Below are 19042 nucleotides of genomic sequence, written 5' to 3' on the forward strand. Positions count from 1 at the left end.
TCGCCCGGCGGCGGGGGCGAAGGCACCACCCGTGGCGACCGCTGCCGCCCACACTTGCCTTGACGAGGGAAGCAACCGCAGTTTAGGCCGATGATGCAGCCAGTGAATCCCGCACCGCCAGCACGACTTTCGGGCGAAGCCGGAAGCGGTTGTGCCGGCGCCCCGCCGAACGAAGCGGCCGTCGTGGTGATTGACGGGCCCGCCGACGTCGCGACGACGCCGTCGTCGCATCCGACCGCCGAGACAAGCAGCGCGGCACCACCGAGAATTGTGAGGGTCTTCGCGACCAAGAATGTGGACAAAATTTCTCCCTGAAATACAAGGTCCCGCGCGTACACCCGCCGATTGAGAGAGGTGTGCGGTGGCGCGTGAGCAGCAGGAGTTAACGTCGATGCGTCTGAGCGGCCGTCGCGCATGGCATGACGGCCGGTCCTGGCCGATCAGCGTCTGGAGACGCAGAGCCGGGTCAAAAGATCTTGGGCGCCAAGGGAAGTGCCGGGTGTGCACGGGTCGACGGCGTCGGCTCGCCAACTCGACATGGATGAAGCCGGCGACGGTGACCACGGCGGCGCCGGCGTCCAGCGCGGCGAATTCGCTTGCCGGCCATGAGGTGCGGCCGCGGTCGCGGGAGGCTTGTGGTACTCGGCGGACAAACCCTGGTCAGGAGCCGGGTGGTCGTCGTGGCCAATAGCGGCGACCACCGGATGCGGGGCCGCGGACGCGGGAGGCCCGGACCCCGCTGACTCCGAGCGCCACGGGCCGGATCCGACGACCGCGGCTAGCAACACCACCATGGCGGCGATCGCAATGACCGGGCGCGACCGTCGCGGTCTGGTTCCGTCGTTGAACCACACAATGATTGGATTCTAGCGACGGCGCGCTGGGCGCCGCCGAAACTCTGGCCGATCTCATATGTGCCGACCGTGGCCAGACAGGCGGCAGATCAGTCCGGTTCGCCGTACTCGTCGAACCAGTACGCCAGTTTGCCGCGGCGACTCACCGCGCGGAGCCTGCGCTCGGTGGGGGCGCGCGTCTTGGGTGTCGTGACGATCAGCAGCTCATCGCCGGCCTGGATGCGGGTGTGGGGCTGGGGGACGAAGGTGCGGCCTTTCCGGATGATGAGGGTGATGACGGCGGGGTCGGGTAGCCGCAACTCGAGCACCGAGACGTTGTGCAGCCGCGACGGTGGCGACACCGTCATCGTCAACAGTTCGGCCTCCAACACGTCCAGCGGCGCCGCTTCCACCTGGATCTCCCTCGTGGCTTCACGCGAGATCAGCCCGATCCTGTGCGCCAGCAGGCTCAATCCGGGGCCCTGGATCAGGGTGAAGACCACGACCAAAATGAACACGATGTTGAGCAGCCGGTAGCTGTCCGCGACCCCTTCGACGATGGGAAACGTCGCCAGCACGATGGGGACCGCGCCGCGCAACCCGGCCCACGAGAGGAACACCTGCTCGCGCCAGGGCACCCGGAACGGGGCCAGGGAGATCAAGACCGAGAGCGGCCGACCGAGCAACAGCAACACCGCGCCCACGACGATCGCCGGGATCAGTTCGCTGCCCAATTGGCTCGGGCTCACCAACAGGCCGAGGAGCACGAACAGCCCGATCTGGGCCAGCCAGCCGAGCCCCTCCGCGAAGGACCGGGTCGCCGAGCGATGGGGCAACCCGGAGTTCGCCAATATCACCGCCGACAGATACGCGGCGATGAACCCGCTGGCGTGGGCGCTGGCGGCCGCGGCGAACGCCACCATGCCCAGCGCAAACGTCGCCAACGGATAGAGGCCGGAGGCCGGCAGCGCCGCCCGTCGCATCGCGAAGGCGCCCAGCACGCCGCTGAACAGGCCGACCGCGACGCCGACGACCAGCTCGTACACCACGCCAGTCGCGGCGGTTCCCGGCGCCAGCGTCATGGGGGTCGTGCTGAACATGAGCACGAGAATCGCGGCGGGCGCGTCGTTGAATCCGGACTCGGCCTCGAGAAGACCGGCGAGGCGCCTGGGCAGCGGTAGGACGCGCAGGACCGAGAACACCGCGGCGGCATCGGTGGGCGAAACGATCGCCCCGAGCAACAACGAGAGCTGCCAGTTGATGCCGAGCAGCAGGTGCGCGCCCGCGGCGGTGATCACCATGCTGATGCCCACCCCGAGGGTGGCCAGCACACCCGCGGGTGCCAGCAGCTTGCGGATGTCGGCGAACCGCGTCGTCAATCCGCCTTCGACCAGAATGACGGCCAGCGCCGTGGTGCCGAGGTCGCTGGCGAGCTGGACGTCGTTGAATTCCAGCCCCAGCCCGTCGTTGCCGAGGGCCACGCCGACCGCGAGGAACAGCAGCAGGCTGGGCAACCCCACTTTGGCGGCCGCCCGGGTGGCGACGATGCTGGCCAGCAGCACGAGGCCCCCGACCAGCAGCGTCACGTACAGCTGCTGCAAGGTCATGTTGTTCATCGCCGTTCGGTCGCGGCTCAGGCCAGCGAAGTCGGGTTGTGTGCAAGTGAATCACTAGTAACACTAATGACTAGCTGGGGTACACGCCGACCAGCCGTCAGGAGAGTGGATAGTGCGCATCGGGATCGCCGGCGCGGGCGCGGTCGGTCGTTCGGTCGCACTCGAGCTACTCGAGGCCGGTCACCGCGTCTTGCTGATCGAGCGCAACGTCGACCATTACGTACCGCAGACGGTGCCCGACGCGGAGTGGTTACTCGCCGACGCGTGTGAGCTGGCGTCGCTCCAAGAGTCGGGACTGCAGCTGTGCGATGTCGTCATCGCGGCAACCGGCGACGACAAGGTGAACCTCGCGGCGGCGTTGTTGGCCAAGGCCGAGTTCGGGGTCGCCCGAGTGGTGGCGCGCGTCAACGACTTGAGAAACGAGTGGCTGTTCACCGAGGCGTGGGGCATCGACGTGGCGGTCTCCACGCCCCGCGCCATGGTGGCCGGGGTCGAGGGGGCCATCGACGTCGGCCACCTCGTGCAGCTGATGGGGCTCGCGCGCGGTCAGGTCGGCCTGTCGAAACTGACACTGCCGGTGGACAACCCGCTTGTCGGCCGCCGGATTAGTGACCTGCCGCTGCCGGATAACGCCGCGTTGATCACCGTGCTGCGCGCCGGCAGCGTCATCTTGCCGCAGCCCGACGACGTGCTCGAGGCCGGCGACGAAATGTTGTTCGTCGCAGGCAGTGCCGCCGAGAATCAGGTCCGCGCCCTCATCGTCCAGGGTGCCCCGGCCCGGGCGGCGCGCCGGCGTGAAATACCGGCCGGCCCGGTGAGAAACTTGCCCGCCTAGTTCGGGCCCAACGCGTGCCACCTACCTAGAACACGTTCTAGTCTGTGGAACCATGGGATTTCTGAAGCCCGAGCTACCGCAGCTCGACATGGCCGAATGGAACAAGGGCAGCCGCAGCGACAAGATCCGCCCGATGGCCAAGCACTGGGCCGAGGTCGGCTTCGGCACACCGGTCGCGCTGCACCTGTTCTACGTCGTCAAAATCCTGCTCTACATCCTCGGCGCGTGGGTGTTCGCCTCGGCCACCCGCGGCCTCGGCGGGTTCACACAGGTCGCGTCGTGGTGGTCGGAGCCGATCGTGTTCGAGAAGGTCGTGCTCTACACGATGCTGTTCGAGGTGATCGGATTGGGCTGCGGCTTCGGCCCGCTGAACAACCGGTTCTTCCCGCCGATGGGTTCGGTCCTGTACTGGATGCGCTTCGGCACCATCCGGCTGCCACCCTGGCCGGACCGCGTGCCACTGACCAAGGGCACCAAGCGCAAACCGGTCGACGTGGCCCTGTATGCGCTGTTCCTTCTGGTGACGTTCGCGGCGCTGTTCGCCGACGGCACCGGGCCGATCCCCGAACTGGGCACGACCATCGGGCTGCTGCCCGCATGGAAGGTCGTGCTGATCCTGGTGCTGCTCGCGGTGCTCGGCCTGCGCGACAAGGTGATCTTCCTGGCCGCGCGTGGCGAGGTCTACGCGACGATGGCGGTGACGTTCCTGTTCGCCGCGCCCGACATGATCGTCGGGTCCAAGGTGGTGTTCCTGGTGATCTGGATGGGCGCCGCGACATCCAAACTCAACAAACACTTTCCGTTCGTGATCTCCACGATGATGTCGAACAATCCGCTGGTGCGGCCCCGCTGGCTGAAAAGGCGCTTCTTCGAGAAGTTCCCGGACGACCTGCGGCCGGGGTGGCTGTCGCGGTGGCTGGCGCACCTGAGCACCGCCATCGAGATGCTGGTGCCGCTGCCACTGTTCTTCTGTCACGGCGGCTGGCCCGTCACGGTGGCCGCGGTGGTCATGGTGTGCTTCCACCTCGGCATCCTGGTCTCGATCCCGATGGGCGTGCCGCTGGAGTGGAACGTCTTCATGATCTTCGGGGTGCTGTCGCTGTTCGTCGCCCACACCCAGCTCGGTCTCGCGGATCTCAAGCACCCGGTGGTGGTGGCGATCCTGTTTGTCGTGATCGCGGGAATCGTTCTGCTGGGCAACATGTTTCCGCGCAAGATCTCGTTTCTGCCCGGGATGCGGTACTACGCGGGCAACTGGGACACCACGCTGTGGTGCATCAAGCCGTCCGCCAACGACAAGATCGGCAGGGGCATCGTGGCGATCGCCAGCATGCCGCAGGCCCAGCTGGAACGGTTCTATGGCAGCCCGGAGGCGGCGCAGATTCCGCTCTACATGGGATACGCGTTCCGCGGCTTCAACACTCACGGCCGGGCGCTGTTCACGCTGGCGCACCGCGCCATGGCCGGCCAGAACGAGGACGACTACGTCCTCACCGACGGCGAGCGGATCTGCAGCACCGCGATCGGCTGGAACTTCGGCGACGGCCACATGCACAACGAGCAGCTGATCAGCGCGCTGCAGGAGCGCTGCCACTTCGAACCGGGCGAGGTCCGCGTGGTTCTGCTTGACGCGCAACCGATTCACAAGCAAACGCAGGCGTATCGGTTGGTCGACGCCGCGACCGGTGAGTTCGAGCGCGGCATCGTCCGGGTCGCCGACATGGTCACCCGCCAGCCCTGGGCCGACGACGTTCCCGTCGAGGTGGTGTCGGGGTAGGCGCGGTTGTAACGCCACGGCGACATTTCCCGCCGGAAACCGCCGTGGCGTTACTCCCGCGATGCCTCAGACCCCCGCGCGCACTTCCTGCGCGGCGGCGACCATGTTCTTCAGCGACGCGGTCACCTCGTCGGAGTTGCGGGTCTTCAGTCCGCAGTCGGGGTTGACCCAAAGCCGTTCGGCCGGAACGGCTCGCAGCGCCGCGCGCAGCGACTCTGCCATCTCCTCGGTGCTCGGCACCCGGGGCGAGTGGATGTCGTAGACGCCCGGTCCGACGCTGTTGGAGAAGCCGATCGCGTTGAGGTCGTCGAGCACCTCCATGTGTGAGCGTGCCGCCTCGATCGACGTCACGTCGGCATCCAGATCGGCGATCGCGCCGATCACATCGCCGAATTCCGAGTAGCACAGGTGGGTGTGGATCTGCGTGGAGTCCGCGACACCCGACGTGGCCAGCCGGAAAGCCCCTACGGCCCAACGCAAGTAGTCGTCCTGGTCGGCGCGACGCAGCGGCAGCAGCTCACGCAGCGCCGGCTCGTCGACCTGGATCACCGCTATACCGGCGGACTGCAGGTCCACGGTCTCGTCGCGAATCGCGAGCGCCACCTGGTTGGCGGTGTCGGCCAGCGGCTGGTCGTCGCGCACGAACGACCACGCCAGGATCGTCACCGGACCGGTCAGCATGCCCTTCACCGGCTTGTCGGTCAGCGACTGCGCGTACTTGGCCCACTCCACCGTCATCGGGTGCTGGCGGATCACGTCGCCGTAGAGGATCGGCGGACGCACGCAGCGGCTGCCGTAGGACTGCACCCAGCCGTTCTTGGTGGCGAAAAAGCCCTCCAGCTGCTCGGCGAAGTACTGCACCATGTCGTTGCGCTCGGGCTCGCCGTGCACCAGCACGTCGATCCCGAGGTTCTCCTGCAGCTTGATGACGTCGGCGATCTCCTGCTTCATCCGCTTTTCGTACTCGGCCGCGTCGATCTCGCCGGCGACCAGCGCGGCGCGGGCCTTGCGGATCTGAACGGTCTGCGGAAACGACCCGATCGTCGTCGTCGGCAGCGGCGGCAGCTGCAGCCGCTCGTCCTGGCTGGCCCGGCGCCTCGCCGCGTCACCGCGGTGTGTGCCGGAGGCCACGATCGATTCGATGCGGGCACGGATGCGGTCGTTGTGCAGGCGCGGATCGCTCTTGCGGGAGGCCACCGCGGCGTTCGATGCCGCGATCTCCTCGGCGACCGCCTCGCGCCCCTCGCGCAGCGCGCGAGCGAGCGCCACCACCTCGCCGACCTTCTCCTGTCCGAAGGCCAGCCAGCTGCGCAGCGCCTCGTCGAGTCCGGTCTCCGGCTCCAACGAATACGGGACGTGCAGCGTTGAGCAGGATGTCGAGACGGCAACCGCGGCAGCCGAACCCAGCAGGCTCGCCAGCTTGTCCAGCGCCGCCTGCAGGTCGGTGCGCCAGATGTTGCGTCCGTCGACGACGCCGGCCACCAGTACCTTGTCGGCTAGTTCGGGGACCGCGGCGATCGCCGTGTCGGGACCGTAGACCAGGTCGACGCCGATGGCCTCGACGGGCGTGCGGGCCAGACCGGCCAACGCCGCGCCGGGGTCACCGAAGTAGGTGGCGACGTAGATCGACGGCCGGTTGCTCACCGCGCCGAGCTTGTTGTAGACGGCCTCGGCCAACGCGGGCGCGTCGGGGGAGGCGTCGGTCACCAGCGCCGGCTCGTCGAGCTGCACCCACTGCGCGCCGTTATCGGCGAGCAGCGACAGCAGCTCGGAATAGATCGGCACCAGTTCCTCGAGTCGTTCGATGGGTGCGCCCGCGCCGTCGACGCCCTTGCTGAGCAGCAGGAAGGTGATCGGCCCGATGACGACCGGCCGCGCGGGAATGCCCTGTGCCAGTGCTTCTTTCAGCTCCGAGAGCACCTTGTCGGGGTTCAGCGCGAACTTCGTGGTGGGGGCGATCTCGGGAACGATGTAGTGGTAGTTGGTGTCGAACCACTTGGTCATCTCCAGCGGCGCGACGTCGGAATTGCCGCGCGCGGCAGCGAAGTAGCGGTCGAGGTCGTCGGAGACGTGCGTGGCCCGCGCCGGCAGCGCGTCGAGCATCACCGCGGTGTCCAGCATCTGGTCGTAGTAGGAGAAGGTGTTCACGGGCACCGAGTCGAGGCCCGCGGCCGCCAGGCTCGCCCAGGTGTCGCGGCGCAGTGTCGCGGCGACGGATTCCAGTTCCGATCTGCTGGTGCGGCCGGCCCAGTAGCCCTCGGTGGCGCGCTTGAGTTCGCGTTTCGGGCCGATGCGCGGCGAGCCGGTAACCGTGGCGGTGAATGGTTGAGTGGTCACGTTTTTCGTCCTTTTATCAACGGTCTGGTCACCGCCGGCGGACGCGAGGCCGAACCGTCTCGCGGTGCGTGCCCGATTTTCTTTCAGGCACTTACCACTAACGGTTACGGTCAAACGCCCATTCCACGAGGCGATGAGCCCGCCGGACGCGGCGCGTCCGGCACAGCTGGCAGGTCTTCGGACTCGCAGGCGCGCACCAGGTGGTGCTCACGCCCGGCCGACGATGCGGCCCGGAAGGGCCGCTGAGGAGCCGGGCAGTTCCTAATGGCCGTCGCTTCCCAGTCTTTTCGCCAGACCAGTGCTCGTGACGGCGGTCGTTCCTGCATACCGCTGCGGGACAGTCCCGGACTCCCACCGGGTTCCCTCTTGCGAAGCATGTCTAACATGTCTCGCTCGATGCCGACGCCGCGTTGTGCGGTGACGGCAGACCAGCTGCGTAGCGCAGCTTACTCCGCTGGTGACGGGGTCAGCGAGCCAGTGCCTGGGCGATCGGGACGTCACCGTTGTTGAACTCGATGGTGCGGCCGATCGTGGAGTCGTCCGCCAGCGCGGCGGCGGCGACGTGCGCGACGTCGGCGCGCGAAACCGAGCCCTTGCCCTCGCCCAGCGCGATGCGCCCGGTCGCCGGCTCGAGGGTGAGCCGACCCGGGCCCAGCACCGTCCAGTCCAAGTCGCTGGCGCGCAGGTGGGCGTCCGCGGCCGCCTTGGCCTCCGCGTAGGCGAAGAACGGGTCGTCTTGCGGCACACCATGATCCGGGCCCGCGCCGAAGTAGGACACCATCACGAACCGCGTGACGCCCGCCTGGGCCGCGGCATCGATCACCCGGATGGCCGCGTCGCGGTCGACGGCATAGGTCCGTGCCGGGTTGCCGCCGCCGGCCCCGGCGGAGAACACGATCGCGTCATGCCCGGCCAGCAGGCCGGCCAGGGCGTCGGTGTCGAGCCGCTCGATGTCGGCCGTCACCGGTTCGGCGCCGGTGGCGGCGACATCGCCGGCGTGGTCCGGGTTGCGGAAGACCGAGCTCACGTCGTCGCCGCGTTCGGTCAGGATCCGGGCCAGTTGCAGGGCGACCTTGCCGTGGCCGCCGATGAGGGCGATGCGAGCCATGCCCCCACGCTACTTCCCGCCAAACTGCAACTCCCGACGCGAACGCCGGGTAAGCGGTAGGCGGTTACGGTCTCGCGGGAGAAAGGTTAGAGCTTCACCTTGCCCATGATGATGTCGATGATCGGCTTGCCCGGCGCGTAGGCGCCGGTCATCGAGGCCATGGTGTGGCCCGAGTCCACCAGCAGGGTGATCCCGCTGACGCCGCAGGCCGCCTCGCTGTTGAGGAAGGCCATCACGTCGCCCATCTGCTCGGGCGTGTGCACTTTGGAGCCGGTCTCGTCGCGGTAGTCCTGGGCGAAGGACAGCCACAGGTCGGCGTTGGCCTGGGCCAGCGGGGTGTCGGTCGGGCCGGGGCAGATCGCGTTGATGCGAATGCCCTTCTTCGCCAACGGGTAGCCCTGCGTCGCCACGTAGGTGTTGATCACCTTCTTGCTGGTGCCGTAGTGGTTGATCCCTTCGGCCTCGTGCGCCTGGCACCACGCCTCGGCCGCCGCGAAGTCCGGGGTGGCCAGGAATTCCAGCATCAGGTCCAGGTCGTTCTCCCAGCCCATGCCCGCGACCGAGGAGATGAAGCAGATGGCCGAGCCGTTGGGCAGTTGGTCCTTTTCCAGCAGGCGGTCGATCAGGTGGCGGTGGCCGATGAAGTTGATCTTCATCAGGTCGATCGTTCCGTCGGCGACGCCGGCGGCGGAGAACACCGCGTGGATGGGGCCGTCGACCTGCTCGAGGGCGGAATCGATGGACGCGGGGTCGCGCAGGTCCACCTGGACGGACTGGGCGACCTTGTAGTCCACCGGAGCGTAGTCCATCACGATCACTTCGGCGCCCAGTTCGGCCGCTGACTTGGCCGCGGCGGCGCCCATGCCAGTCGCGCCGCCGACCACCAGAGCGCGCTTGCCGTCGTAGCGCAACCGATCGACAATGGTCATGGAAATCCCCTTCTCGGATAATGCTAACGCGGTTCTAACTGCTCAACTGTATGGGTAACAGTTATTTGGTTCAATACCGGGGCGGGTTATTGCGGTTTTACTTGCCGCGCACGGCGACGCCGCGCAGCACGGTGTCGCGGGCGTGCACCAGTCCCGCGCGTTTGCCGACGTCTCGGAGGATGTTCTCCGGTATCCACTGCAGGCCGACCACGCAGCGTGCCAACATCGCGGTGGACGGCGCGTCGACGCCGATCTCCCCGGACCGGATCCCCTCGGAAAGCAGCGTTTTCATTTGCCGCAGCCGCGTGGCGTACAGCCAGCCCGGGTTGGGCGTGTCCGGGGGCGATTGACGCATCCAGGCGAGTTGGATCCTGAACTCGTCGGAAAACCGGTCGAGCGCGTTGACGTTGACCCAACTCAGCGCGTCCAGCTTTTCGATCGGGGTGGCATCCGAGCGCAGGACGTTGACCCAGCCCGCCTCTACCTTCTTGCCGAAGGACTCCATGATCGACGCGAGCAGCTCGTCCTTGGATCCGATCACCCGGTACACGGTCCCGGTGCCAAGCCCGGCGGCCGACGCGATGTCCCTGATGGTGGTGACCTCATAACCCCTGCGTCCGAATTCCGTTCGCGCCACCGCGCGCACGAGTGCCGCCTTGTCGCTAGGGTCGGCGTCGCTGTCGTCGGACCAGGTGGCGATGACGTCGTCGGCGGCGGCGAAGGCCTTCGAGCGGTCCAGCGCGGCGTCGGTCGGCGAGCGAGTTGCCAACCCTTGCAGGATGATTCGGCACAGCAGGCCGGCCACCTGATCCCCGGGAGATTTGTGGCGCATGACGTCGAGGCCGACCTGCAGCATGGTTTGGCAGATGCGGTCGGCCAGCGTGGGCAGGTCGATGTCGGGTTTGATGTAACCGCTCCAGCGGCCGGCGCGCAGCGTTTGCAGCATCGCCTGCTGAATCGCGACCGGCCGCTGCTGCGTCAGCTTGATCAGCTCCGGATCCGTGCTCGGCCCCTCGTAGAAGGACATCTGCAGGGCGGCGCGGTGTTCGACGGCGCAGTTGGCGATCGCCGCCCCGAGCTCGATGATCTGTTCGGCGACCGGACGGGAGTCCGGTTCGTCCAGCTTCGCCTGCGCGGACCGGCCGATCCGTTCCAGATCGTCTTGGTAGCGCCGGATCAGCTCGACGAGGATCGCCTCTTTGGACTCGAAGTGGTGATACAGGCTGCCGGGAAGAATGCCTGCGGCATCGGCGATTTCCTGTAGCGAGGTCCGCAATCCGGAGGACGCAATCAGTGATGCCGCCGTGGCAAGGATCTCGGCGCGGCGCGTGGGGGAGTCGGTGATTCCGCCGGACCGCAGTGACTCGGCTTTCGCCATGATCAGCGGTGTGGGAGTCCGGACGAGTGCGGGGTGGCGAGCATGCGCATTCGTCCTCTCGTGCCGAACCAAATCTTTGTTAGAGGCTATCAGACCCGGACCCGATGAATGCGCTGCACAAGCGGCGAAAACCCCATTCTAGAGCGCCGGGCCATCCCAGCGGTCGCGCGCGACCACGTCCTCGACCGGGCGCCGCGGGGCCGGCCGGAAGGTGCGGCCCGCGCGTAGGCGGCCCACCGGCAGCAGGCAGCCCTGAACGTAGGTTTGCGGAATCCCGAGCAACTTTCGGACTTCTTCCTCGTGGTGCAGGTGCAGCGTCGTGATGCAGGTCCCGTATCCGCGGGTGTGCAGGGCCAGCTGAAAATTCCACACCGGCGGGAAGATCGAACCGTACAGCGTTGCCAGGTGGAACGATTCGTCACCGTCGATGCGCGGCAAGTAGGCCTCATAGCAAGGGATCACCAGCAGCGGCACGCGCGCCATGTTCTCCACCAGCCACTCGGTGGACGACATGACCCGGCTCTCGGGTGTTCCCGCCGGCATCAGATCGGCAAGCAGCTGCCCGCCGACCCGCCGCAGGTAGGCCTCGCGATACAGCTCGGCGATCTTGGCGCGCAGCGCCGGATCGGCGATCACGAGCCAGCGCCACGACTGCGCGTTGGACCCGTTCGCGGCCTGCAGGCCGATCCGCAGGCACTCACGGATGTCGCCGAGATCGACGTCGGCGTCCAGGTCGAGCGACTTTCGCGCCGACGGGGTTGCGGTGAGCAGATAGTCGATCTCCATCAGTGACGGCCTCTCTTCGCAAGGCGCGCACCGATTTCGGTGAGGTACCGGTCGGGCCCGCCGAGAAACGCGCTCCAGCCCAGCAAGCGCTTGAGATAGAGGTGAGCGTCGTGCTCCCAGGTGTAGCCGATCCCGCCGAACACCTGGATGGCGGTGTCGGCCACGGTCGCCAGCCGCCCGGCGAACGCCTTGGCCCGCAGCGCGGCAACATGCCGCTCGCCGCCGTCGGTGCCGGGGTGCGCGTCGCTGGCCCACAGGGCGTGGATCACCCCGCTGCGGGCCAGCTCGACGGTCTCGTACATGTCGACGCACAGGTGCTGGATCGCCTGGAACGAGCCGATCGGTTGATCGAATTGCGTTCGGGCTTTGGCGTAGCCGACGGCGAGGTCCATGACTGCGCGCGCGGCGCCGAGCGCGTCGGCGGCGGACGCGATCAGCACGTCGTCGATCACCGCGGCGATCTGGTGCGCAGACACCGGGGCCAGGCGCCGGGCGGGGGCGGCGTCGAACGAGACGCGAAACTGCTTGCGGGTCGGGTCGATGCCGGGCTGGGCCGCAATTGACACCCCGGGCGAGCCGTTTCGCACCGCGAAAAGCCCGGTGTCGCCGGCATCGTCGGCGAGCACGAGCAGCTCGTCGGCGGCGGCGGCATCGGGTACGCCGGTGGCCTCGCCGCGGAGCGTTATGCCGTCGTCGCGGCGGCTGGCGGTGACGGACGCGTTGCCGAGGTCCAGGAAGCAGACGGCGGCGATCGTGGTGCCGTCCGCGATCCCGCGCAGCAGCTCTGCGGCGGTATCGTTGGCGCCCAACAGGTTCAGCGCCTGTGGGGCGGCCACCGCGGTCGACAACCACGGTCCCGGATGCAGTGCGGCCCCCAGCTCTTCGGCGACGATGCCGGCCTCGACCATCGTCATGCCGCAGCCGCCGCAGTCCTCCGGCACCAGCAGACCGGTGACGCCGAGACCGGCCAGGCCCCGCCACACCGACTCATCGGTGCCGGTCGGGTCGTCGAGTAGCGGGCGCACGTGGTCGGAGACGGAGGCCTTTTCGGCGAGGAAGCGCCGCGTGGTGTCGCGCAGCGCTGCCTGCTCGTCGCTGAGTTCGAGGTTCATTTTCGCGGCAGCCCCAGTACCCGTTGGGCGGTGATGTTCTTGTTGATCTGGCTGGTGCCGCCCGCGATGGTCAGCGCGCGCGACGTCAGGCGGTAGTCCGCCCACGGGGCACCGGTGTCGCGGCCGCCCAGCGCGTCAAAGGCCAGGGCGGCCAGGTCCTGCCCGATCTCGCCCCACACGGTCTTGGCGAGGCTGGCCGACCCCAATGCATCACCGCCGTGCATCGTGGCCGAGATCGATCGTTGACACAGGACTTCGAGATACTTGATGCGGACGGCGATTTCACCGAGGCGCCGCAGCGTGACCGGGTCGTCCAGCGCGCCGGTGTCCGCCGCGGCGAGATCGTCCACCAGCTCTTCGAGCCGCACCTGCATCTCGGCGTACAACCGGGCGGCCCCGGCACGCTCGTGGCTGAGCGTGGTGGTGGCCACCTGCCAGCCGGCATTGAGTGGCCCGAGCAAGGCGTCCGACGGCACCCGCACGTCGTGAAAGAACACCTCGGCGAAGTCGGCGTCGCCGTTGAGCGTGACCAGCGGGCGTGCCTCGATGCCGGGCAGGGTCATGTCGACGATCAGACAGGAGATCCCCTTGTGCTTGGGAGCGTCGGGATCGGTGCGCACGTAGAGCTGGCACCAGTCGGCCCGATGTCCCAGCGACGTCCAGATCTTTTGGCCGTTGACGATGAAGTCGTCGCCGTCACGCACGGCGCGGGTGCGCAACGCCGCGAGGTCCGAGCCCGCCTCGGGTTCCGACATGCCCTGACACCAGATGTCGTCGGCGCGCATCATGCGCGGGAGCAGGGTGCGCTTCTGGGACTCGGTGCCGTATTGCATGATCGCCGGCGCGATATTGTTCAGCCCAATGACGTTGAGCGGCACGGGCGCTCGGGCGCGGGTGGTTTCCTCGGTGTAGACCAGTTGCTCGAGCACCGACGCGCCGCGCCCGCCGTACTCACGCGGCCACGACACCGCGGCCCATCCCGCGTCGGCCATCGTCGCGTTCCACACGCGCAGCTTCTCGAACGCGGCGTCGTCGCGCCCGGTGGGCCGGCGGGCGGCCACCAGCTCGTCGGTCAGGTTTTCCGAAAGCCACTCACGCAGCTCGGTGCGGAACTGTTCCACTTCCGCCGGGTATGAGAAGTCCACTTTCCCGGACTTTACGGTTGGGCACATAGGGGGTCAATGACGCGACGCCAGAAGCGGACGATCACGGGGCGTGCGCGGCCCCGACCGCGCGCGCAGCGCTGCGCGCGGTCGTAGATCGCCGTGCGATCGACCGGGCGCCGGACCTGCTCGCGCAGTTGGTCATCCACGGTCAGCTCCCGTGGTGTTGGGGTGCGGGGAATTCGATGTCGGTCCCGCCCGGCATCGGGCTGACACCGCGCCGCGCGCACACTTCGAGCACCTCGTCGACGATCGATGCGGGGATGATGAACTTCTCCGTCGACGACATCTGCTCGAGGTGTGCCTCGATGTCCTCGGCGGTGGGCCGGCTGCCCGCGTCGGAGAGCCATCCTTGGGTGAGGCCCACGAACACCCGCGCGTAGCGGCCGGCGGATGCCGAATAGTTGCGATGGCTGAACGTGCAGGCCCTGCTGGCGAGAAAAATCACCAACGGCACGACGAGTTCGGGCCTGATGGCCTGCATGAACCCGGATTCGGCGAGGAACTTCTCGTCACCGACGGTTTCGGTGACCATGCGCGAGAAGCCGGTCGGCAGCACGGAATTGGCGAGTATCCCGTGTGCCTCGCCTTCGATCGCGATGACGTGCGTCAACCCGACCAGGCCGGCCTTGGCTGCGGCGTAGTGCGCCTCCATCGGCTGACCGAAGATCCCGGCGGATGACGAGATGAACACGAATCGGCCGCCTCCGTTCTTCTTCATCACGCGGTACGCGGGCTGCGACAGGTGAAAGCCGCCGTCGAGATGCACCCGCAGCATGCGCGCCCAGTCGTCGTGCGAGAGGTCCTCGAAGGGTGCACTGCCGAAGATGCCGGCGTTGCTGATCACCGCGTCCAGGCGCCCGTACGTGTCGACCGCGGTGTCGACGATCGCCTGACCACCGGCGGGGGTGTCGACCGAGTCGTAGGAAGCGATCGCGGTGCCGCCGGCCTTCGTGATCTCGTCGACCACGTCGTCGGCCACGCGGGCGTCGGCGGCTTCGTTTGGTAGGCCCCGCATTCCGCCGCCCAGGTCGTTGACCACCACTGTGGCGCCGCGGCGGGCCAGGTCGAGCGCGTACAGCCGACCGAGCCCGCGGCCGGCGCCGGTCACTACCGCCACCTGGCCGGTGAAGTCAATCATGATGTGCTCCCGACTAACTCGTGTCCACCCACGGTGGAGCTCCGACCCGTTGGGACAGACCAACCCGGGCGATTGACTGCGCTCAGGGCGGACTTTACGGTGGAACAGATATTTGGTCAACGACTGGTTCGGAGGTCCGGGGTGGCGGACGACGCGCGTGGCGACCGGGTGCGGGGGCTCGCGATGCTGGCCTCGGCGCTGGCGGGCCGCGCGGTGGCCGTCGCCGAACTGCAGCCGGGTGAACCGCCGTGGACGGACGGACAGACGATCTACGTCGACCCGGCCGCGCCAGACCGCGAGCGGCTCGCATCGGTTGCGGTGCAGGCCTCGATGATCGCGGCCGGCAGTCTGGATTCCGACGTGGTGCGCGCCCTGGTGCGCCACCCGCGGCTGGCCAGACGCTATCTGGCGGTGGAGGGTCATCGCGCACTGGTGAGTAACGCCGACGTGCTGCCGGGCATCCTCGCGTCGGTCGGTGATCGCGGCGTCGCCGGCCGCGGTGACTCGCCCGCGGCGTCGCTGCGCATCGCCTCCGCCCGGGGCGCCGTCGAGGACCCGCGACCGGAATTCGGCGTGATCCGTGCGGCGAAGGTGGTGGCGGCGGCCTCCCGCCTGGCACCGCAACGGAACCAGGCTGAGCCCCAACACGTTCCGCGAAACTCGAGCGATCAGAAGCGGGAACTCGAGGAGCTCGACGACGGTGACGTCGACGATTCCGACGACCCGGACTTGTTCACCAGCCCGGTGGGCGGGGGCGGCTTCATCGGCAAATGGCTGAAAAAGATGCTGTCGTCCGCGCGCAAGACCGGGAGCGGCGGGGGTCCGCCCGGCGCGGACGGCTTCACGCATCGCACCAACTCCACCAAGCGCGGCGCCTACGCCGTGGCGTCGCTGGCGTCGGCGCCCGGGGACGAGGGGAACGAGCAGTACCCCGTCGCGGACGGCGTGCGGTATCCGGAATGGGATGTGGCACGCAAGAGCTACCGGCCCGCGTGGTGCACCGTGCGCGAGATCCAACCCGAGATCAAGGCCACCGCGACACAGGCCATCGACGACGCCATCGGGGTGCGCCGGCCACTTTCGCGGCTCGGCATGGGGTTGCACCGCCGGCACCGGCAGTCGCAAGGCGACGACATCGACATCGATGCCGCCGTCGAAGCCCGGGTCGAAGTGCGGGCCGGCGCGGTGCCCGACGAGGCGGTGTACCTCGACAGCCTGCGGCGCCGGCGCGACCTGTCGGTGTTGCTGCTGCTCGACGTGTCGGGGTCGGCGGGCGAACCGGGAACGGTCGGGCGGACGGTCCACGAGCAACAGCGCGCCGCGGTCGCCAACCTCACCGTGGCCCTGCACTACCTGGGCGACCGCGTCTCGCTCTACGCCTACTACTCGCAGGGCCGGCGCGCGGTGAGCATGGTGCCCGTGAAGCGGTTCGACGACCAGCTGAACGCCCTGGTCATCCGGCGGCTCAACAGCCTGGAACCCGGCGCGTACTCGCGGCTCGGCGCGGCGATCCGGCACGGTTCGGCGGTCCTGGAGGCGCGCGGCGGAACGTCGCGGCGGCTGCTGGTGGTGCTGTCCGACGGGCTCGCCTACGACCACGGATACGAGCGCGCCTACGGTGCCGCCGACGCGCGCCGCGCCCTGACCGAGGCCCGCCGGCGGGGGACCGGCTGTGTGTGCCTGACCGTCGGCGCGGGCACCGACGTGCAATCGCTGCGCAGGGTGTTCGGCAGCGCCGCGCACGCGACGATCGCACGCCCCGATCAGCTGGCCGGCGTCGTCGGCCCCCTGTTTCGGTCTGCGCTGCGCTCGGCGGAGGTTCGCCGCAGAGTGTCGGTGATGTCAAGTCCCAGAACACAGTTGGCGCGCCAACTCACCGGCCCCGCACGTCACGACGCTTGAAAACAAACATCTGTTCCGGCTAGGCTCCAATCGCCGGACGATCTGAAGGGAAGCTATGGCCAACGAGTCCGGGCTTGCGTACTTCGACCGCGGTAAGTCCGAGGGGGACGAAAAGGGAGAAGTGCGGCCCTATTACCAGGCGGTGGGCAGCGAAGAGGCCGTCTTCAAGGCGGCGTACCGCCAGTGCCTGTCGCTGGTCCTCAAGGGTCCGACGGGCTGCGGAAAGACCCGATTCGTCGAGGCGATGGCCTACGACCTGGGCCGGCCGCTGATCACCGTCGCCTGTCATGACGACCTGACGACCGCGGACCTGGTCGGCCGCTATCTGCTGCGCGGTGACGAGACCGTCTGGGTGGACGGCCCGCTGACCCGGGCCGTGCGCGAGGGTGCCATCTGCTACCTCGACGAAGTGGTCGAAGCCCGGCAGGACACCACCGTGGTCCTGCATCCGCTCGCCGACCACCGCCGACAGCTGCCCATCGAGCGGCTCGGTGTCACGCTGGACGCCGCCCCCGGATTCGGCCTGGTGGTGTCGTACAACCCGGGGTATCAGAGCGTGCTCAAGGACCTCAAGGATTCGACCCGGCAGCGCATGGTCGCGATCGAATTCGACTTCCCCGCAGCCGATGTCGAAGAGGGAATCGTTGCGCACGAGGCCGGGGTGGACGCCGCCATCGCGGCCGAGTTGGTCCGTTTCGGCCAGGCGATCCGCCGGCTGGAGACCGGTGGGCTGCGTGAGGTCGCGTCGACGCGCGTGCTGATCGCGGCGGGCAGGCTGGTGGCCGAGGGGCTGAGCATGAAAGAGGCCGCCCGGGCCGCCATCGCGGGGCCGCTCACCGACGATGTGGCGGTGGGCAGGGCCCTGGGCGAGATGATCGAGATCTATCTGTGCGGGCCCGACGGGCCCGGTCATTGACGCTGCATACCGGCCCGGCTAGGGTCTGAACAAATATTAGGTTTTTGATTTGGGGCGCGCGCCTGAGTTCGTCACCCGGGAGGTCAGATGTCCTACGAGAGCAGCGCTGAGCCGATCAAGGTCGGTTACCTGATGGATTTCACGCTGCCGCCGGGCTTTCCGGAGGATCTTTTCGCGTCGTTCACCCAGACCTTCGACCTCATCTTCGAGGAGGCCGTCGCCCAGGGCCTGATGGACCGTCCGGTGCAGATGATCTATCGCGAGGTGGAGGGCCTGCCCAAGGGTTCGGTCAAGGCGGTGATCGATGCCTACGGCGAACTGGTCGACGAGGGCTGCCTGGTGGTCTTCGGCCCCAACATCACCGACAACTGTGTGCCGTTGCGCGAAGCGATCGAGGAGCGGTTCAAGGTGCCCGCGATCAGCGTGACCGGCACCGACGACTGGCTAGGCGAGTGGACCTTCGCGTTCCCCCAGGGATCGATGACCGACGAACCCATCTTCCTGGCCGACCTGATCGCCAAGCGGGGACTCGCCGAGGTCGGTGTCCTGGTCGAGCAGAGCCTCATCGGGGAGAGCTACCTGAAAAACCTGCGAAGTGCCTGTCGGCGCAAGGGCATTCGGATCGTGGCGGAGGCCGCGATCGCCCAGACGGCTCAGGACATCAACGCTGCGGTGCAGACGCTCCACGAGGCAAAGGCCGAGGCGATCGTGCACCTGGGATTCGGGTTCGGGATCGTCTTCATCAACCCGGCGCTCGAGGCTCTCGGCTGGGACCCACCCCGTTTCACCACCACCGCGTGGCAGAACGCCTGGGTGAACCCGATCATGTGGAACGCGTTCATGGGCTGGATCGGCGTCGACCAATACGACGAGGCCAACCGTATCGGCCAGGACTTCCTCGACAGCTACGCCAAGAAGTACAACGGCAGCCGCCCCGAGTTCTGCGTGACCGTGGTGAATCGCGACGTCGCCGCGACACTCGTGCGCGCATTCACCGACGCGCACCCGCTCAGCCCGCGCGGCGTCAAGGAGGCGCTGGAGCGGGTGAAGATGATGCCCGCCGCCTCGGGGGCGCCCGGAACCCGGGTCTCCTTCGGCAAGTGGACGCGCCGGGCATGGATGGGCGCCGGGTATCTCGTGGCCCGGACGTTGGATGCCGACGGCGTCAACTCGCACCTGGTTGATCGCTTCGGCGAGGAAGGGTGACGA

At 68.0% G+C, this 19042-nt stretch carries 14 protein-coding genes and 1 riboswitch; of the genes, 5 read left to right on the forward strand and 9 right to left on the reverse strand.

Annotated elements, in window-relative coordinates:
* Positions 1-943 precede the first annotated feature (943 nt).
* Positions 944-2440: a potassium/proton antiporter gene (locus tag P6281_RS05720; protein WP_026071435.1), complete on the reverse strand. Its 1497-nt coding sequence runs from the start codon at positions 2438-2440 to the stop codon at positions 944-946.
* 121 nt (positions 2441-2561) lie between these two features.
* Between P6281_RS05720 and P6281_RS05725 the strand changes: the two genes are divergently transcribed.
* Together P6281_RS05725 and P6281_RS05730 are read left to right on the forward strand one after the other, a co-directional pair.
* Positions 2562-3284, forward strand: coding sequence for a potassium channel family protein (locus P6281_RS05725; RefSeq protein WP_009957546.1), 723 nt, complete (start codon positions 2562-2564; stop codon positions 3282-3284).
* Positions 3285-3336: 52 nt separating this feature from the next.
* Positions 3337-5061, forward strand: coding sequence for a DUF3556 domain-containing protein (locus P6281_RS05730; protein ID WP_014384010.1), 1725 nt, complete (start codon positions 3337-3339; stop codon positions 5059-5061).
* Positions 5062-5127: 66 nt separating this feature from the next.
* Here P6281_RS05730 and metE read toward each other — a convergent pair whose 3' ends face one another.
* The 8 genes from metE to P6281_RS05770 form a co-directional block, all read right to left on the reverse strand.
* A complete protein-coding gene (gene metE, locus P6281_RS05735; protein WP_014941417.1) occupies positions 5128-7398 on the reverse strand; it encodes a 5-methyltetrahydropteroyltriglutamate--homocysteine S-methyltransferase in 2271 nt (756 codons plus the stop codon).
* Between the two features lie 169 nt (positions 7399-7567).
* Positions 7568-7791: riboswitch (cobalamin riboswitch) on the reverse strand.
* A 73-nt stretch (positions 7792-7864) separates the two neighbouring features.
* Positions 7865-8506, reverse strand: coding sequence for an SDR family oxidoreductase (locus P6281_RS05740; RefSeq protein WP_064893822.1), 642 nt, complete (start codon positions 8504-8506; stop codon positions 7865-7867).
* An 86-nt stretch (positions 8507-8592) separates the two neighbouring features.
* Positions 8593-9435, reverse strand: a complete 843-nt coding sequence (locus P6281_RS05745) for an SDR family oxidoreductase (protein ID WP_008254428.1) — start codon at positions 9433-9435, stop codon at positions 8593-8595.
* Between the two features lie 97 nt (positions 9436-9532).
* Positions 9533-10813 carry a TetR/AcrR family transcriptional regulator gene (locus P6281_RS05750; protein WP_202349731.1) on the reverse strand — a complete coding sequence of 427 codons (1281 nt, stop codon included), beginning with the start codon at positions 10811-10813 and terminating at the stop codon, positions 9533-9535.
* 138 nt (positions 10814-10951) lie between these two features.
* Complete coding sequence (locus tag P6281_RS05755; protein WP_202349732.1) at positions 10952-11599, reverse strand: nitroreductase family protein; 648 nt, start codon at positions 11597-11599, stop codon at positions 10952-10954.
* Positions 11599-12711: an acyl-CoA dehydrogenase family protein gene (locus P6281_RS05760; RefSeq protein WP_202349733.1), complete on the reverse strand. Its 1113-nt coding sequence runs from the start codon at positions 12709-12711 to the stop codon at positions 11599-11601. The genes P6281_RS05755 and P6281_RS05760 overlap by 1 nt, the downstream gene beginning before the upstream one ends.
* Positions 12708-13883 (reverse strand): acyl-CoA dehydrogenase family protein, encoded by a 1176-nt coding sequence (locus P6281_RS05765; protein WP_179960062.1) that lies wholly within the window; start codon positions 13881-13883, stop codon positions 12708-12710. The genes P6281_RS05760 and P6281_RS05765 overlap by 4 nt, the downstream gene beginning before the upstream one ends.
* A gap of 142 nt (positions 13884-14025) precedes the next feature.
* Complete coding sequence (locus P6281_RS05770) at positions 14026-15015, reverse strand: SDR family NAD(P)-dependent oxidoreductase (RefSeq protein WP_202349734.1); 990 nt, start codon at positions 15013-15015, stop codon at positions 14026-14028.
* Positions 15016-15156: 141 nt separating this feature from the next.
* On the opposite strand from P6281_RS05770, the gene P6281_RS05775 reads away from it, so the two are divergent.
* The 3 genes from P6281_RS05775 to P6281_RS05785 all read left to right on the forward strand — a co-directional run bounded on the left by P6281_RS05775 (position 15157) and on the right by P6281_RS05785 (position 19039).
* Entirely contained in the window at positions 15157-16917 is a 1761-nt protein-coding gene (locus tag P6281_RS05775; protein ID WP_324738645.1) for a nitric oxide reductase activation protein NorD, read from the forward strand.
* 55 nt (positions 16918-16972) lie between these two features.
* Complete coding sequence (locus P6281_RS05780; protein WP_201358826.1) at positions 16973-17833, forward strand: CbbQ/NirQ/NorQ/GpvN family protein; 861 nt, start codon at positions 16973-16975, stop codon at positions 17831-17833.
* A gap of 87 nt (positions 17834-17920) precedes the next feature.
* A complete protein-coding gene (locus P6281_RS05785) occupies positions 17921-19039 on the forward strand; it encodes an ABC transporter substrate-binding protein (RefSeq protein WP_009957561.1) in 1119 nt (372 codons plus the stop codon).
* Positions 19040-19042 lie beyond the last annotated feature (3 nt).

The sequence above is a fragment of the Mycobacterium sp. 5-140-3-2 genome (assembly GCF_035666375.1).
Taxonomy (GTDB): domain Bacteria; phylum Actinomycetota; class Actinomycetes; order Mycobacteriales; family Mycobacteriaceae; genus Mycobacterium; species Mycobacterium intracellulare.

Bases quoted from the DNA above. Each gene is read 5' to 3' on its own strand.
- P6281_RS05720 (WP_026071435.1), bottom strand. From the start codon at position 2,440: ATGACCTTGCAGCAGCTGTACGTGACGCTGCTGGTCGGGGGCCTCGTG.
- P6281_RS05770 (WP_202349734.1), bottom strand. From the start codon at position 15,015: ATGATTGACTTCACCGGCCAGGTGGCGGTAGTGACCGGCGCCGGCCGC.
- P6281_RS05780 (WP_201358826.1), top strand. From the start codon at position 16,973: ATGGCCAACGAGTCCGGGCTTGCGTACTTCGACCGCGGTAAGTCCGAG.
- P6281_RS05760 (WP_202349733.1), bottom strand. From the start codon at position 12,711: ATGAACCTCGAACTCAGCGACGAGCAGGCAGCGCTGCGCGACACCACG.
- P6281_RS05755 (WP_202349732.1), bottom strand. From the start codon at position 11,599: ATGGAGATCGACTATCTGCTCACCGCAACCCCGTCGGCGCGAAAGTCG.
- P6281_RS05745 (WP_008254428.1), bottom strand. From the start codon at position 9,435: ATGACCATTGTCGATCGGTTGCGCTACGACGGCAAGCGCGCTCTGGTG.
- P6281_RS05750 (WP_202349731.1), bottom strand. From the start codon at position 10,813: ATGGCGAAAGCCGAGTCACTGCGGTCCGGCGGAATCACCGACTCCCCC.
- P6281_RS05730 (WP_014384010.1), top strand. From the start codon at position 3,337: ATGGGATTTCTGAAGCCCGAGCTACCGCAGCTCGACATGGCCGAATGG.
- P6281_RS05785 (WP_009957561.1), top strand. From the start codon at position 17,921: ATGTCCTACGAGAGCAGCGCTGAGCCGATCAAGGTCGGTTACCTGATG.
- P6281_RS05765 (WP_179960062.1), bottom strand. From the start codon at position 13,883: ATGTGCCCAACCGTAAAGTCCGGGAAAGTGGACTTCTCATACCCGGCG.
- P6281_RS05740 (WP_064893822.1), bottom strand. From the start codon at position 8,506: ATGGCTCGCATCGCCCTCATCGGCGGCCACGGCAAGGTCGCCCTGCAA.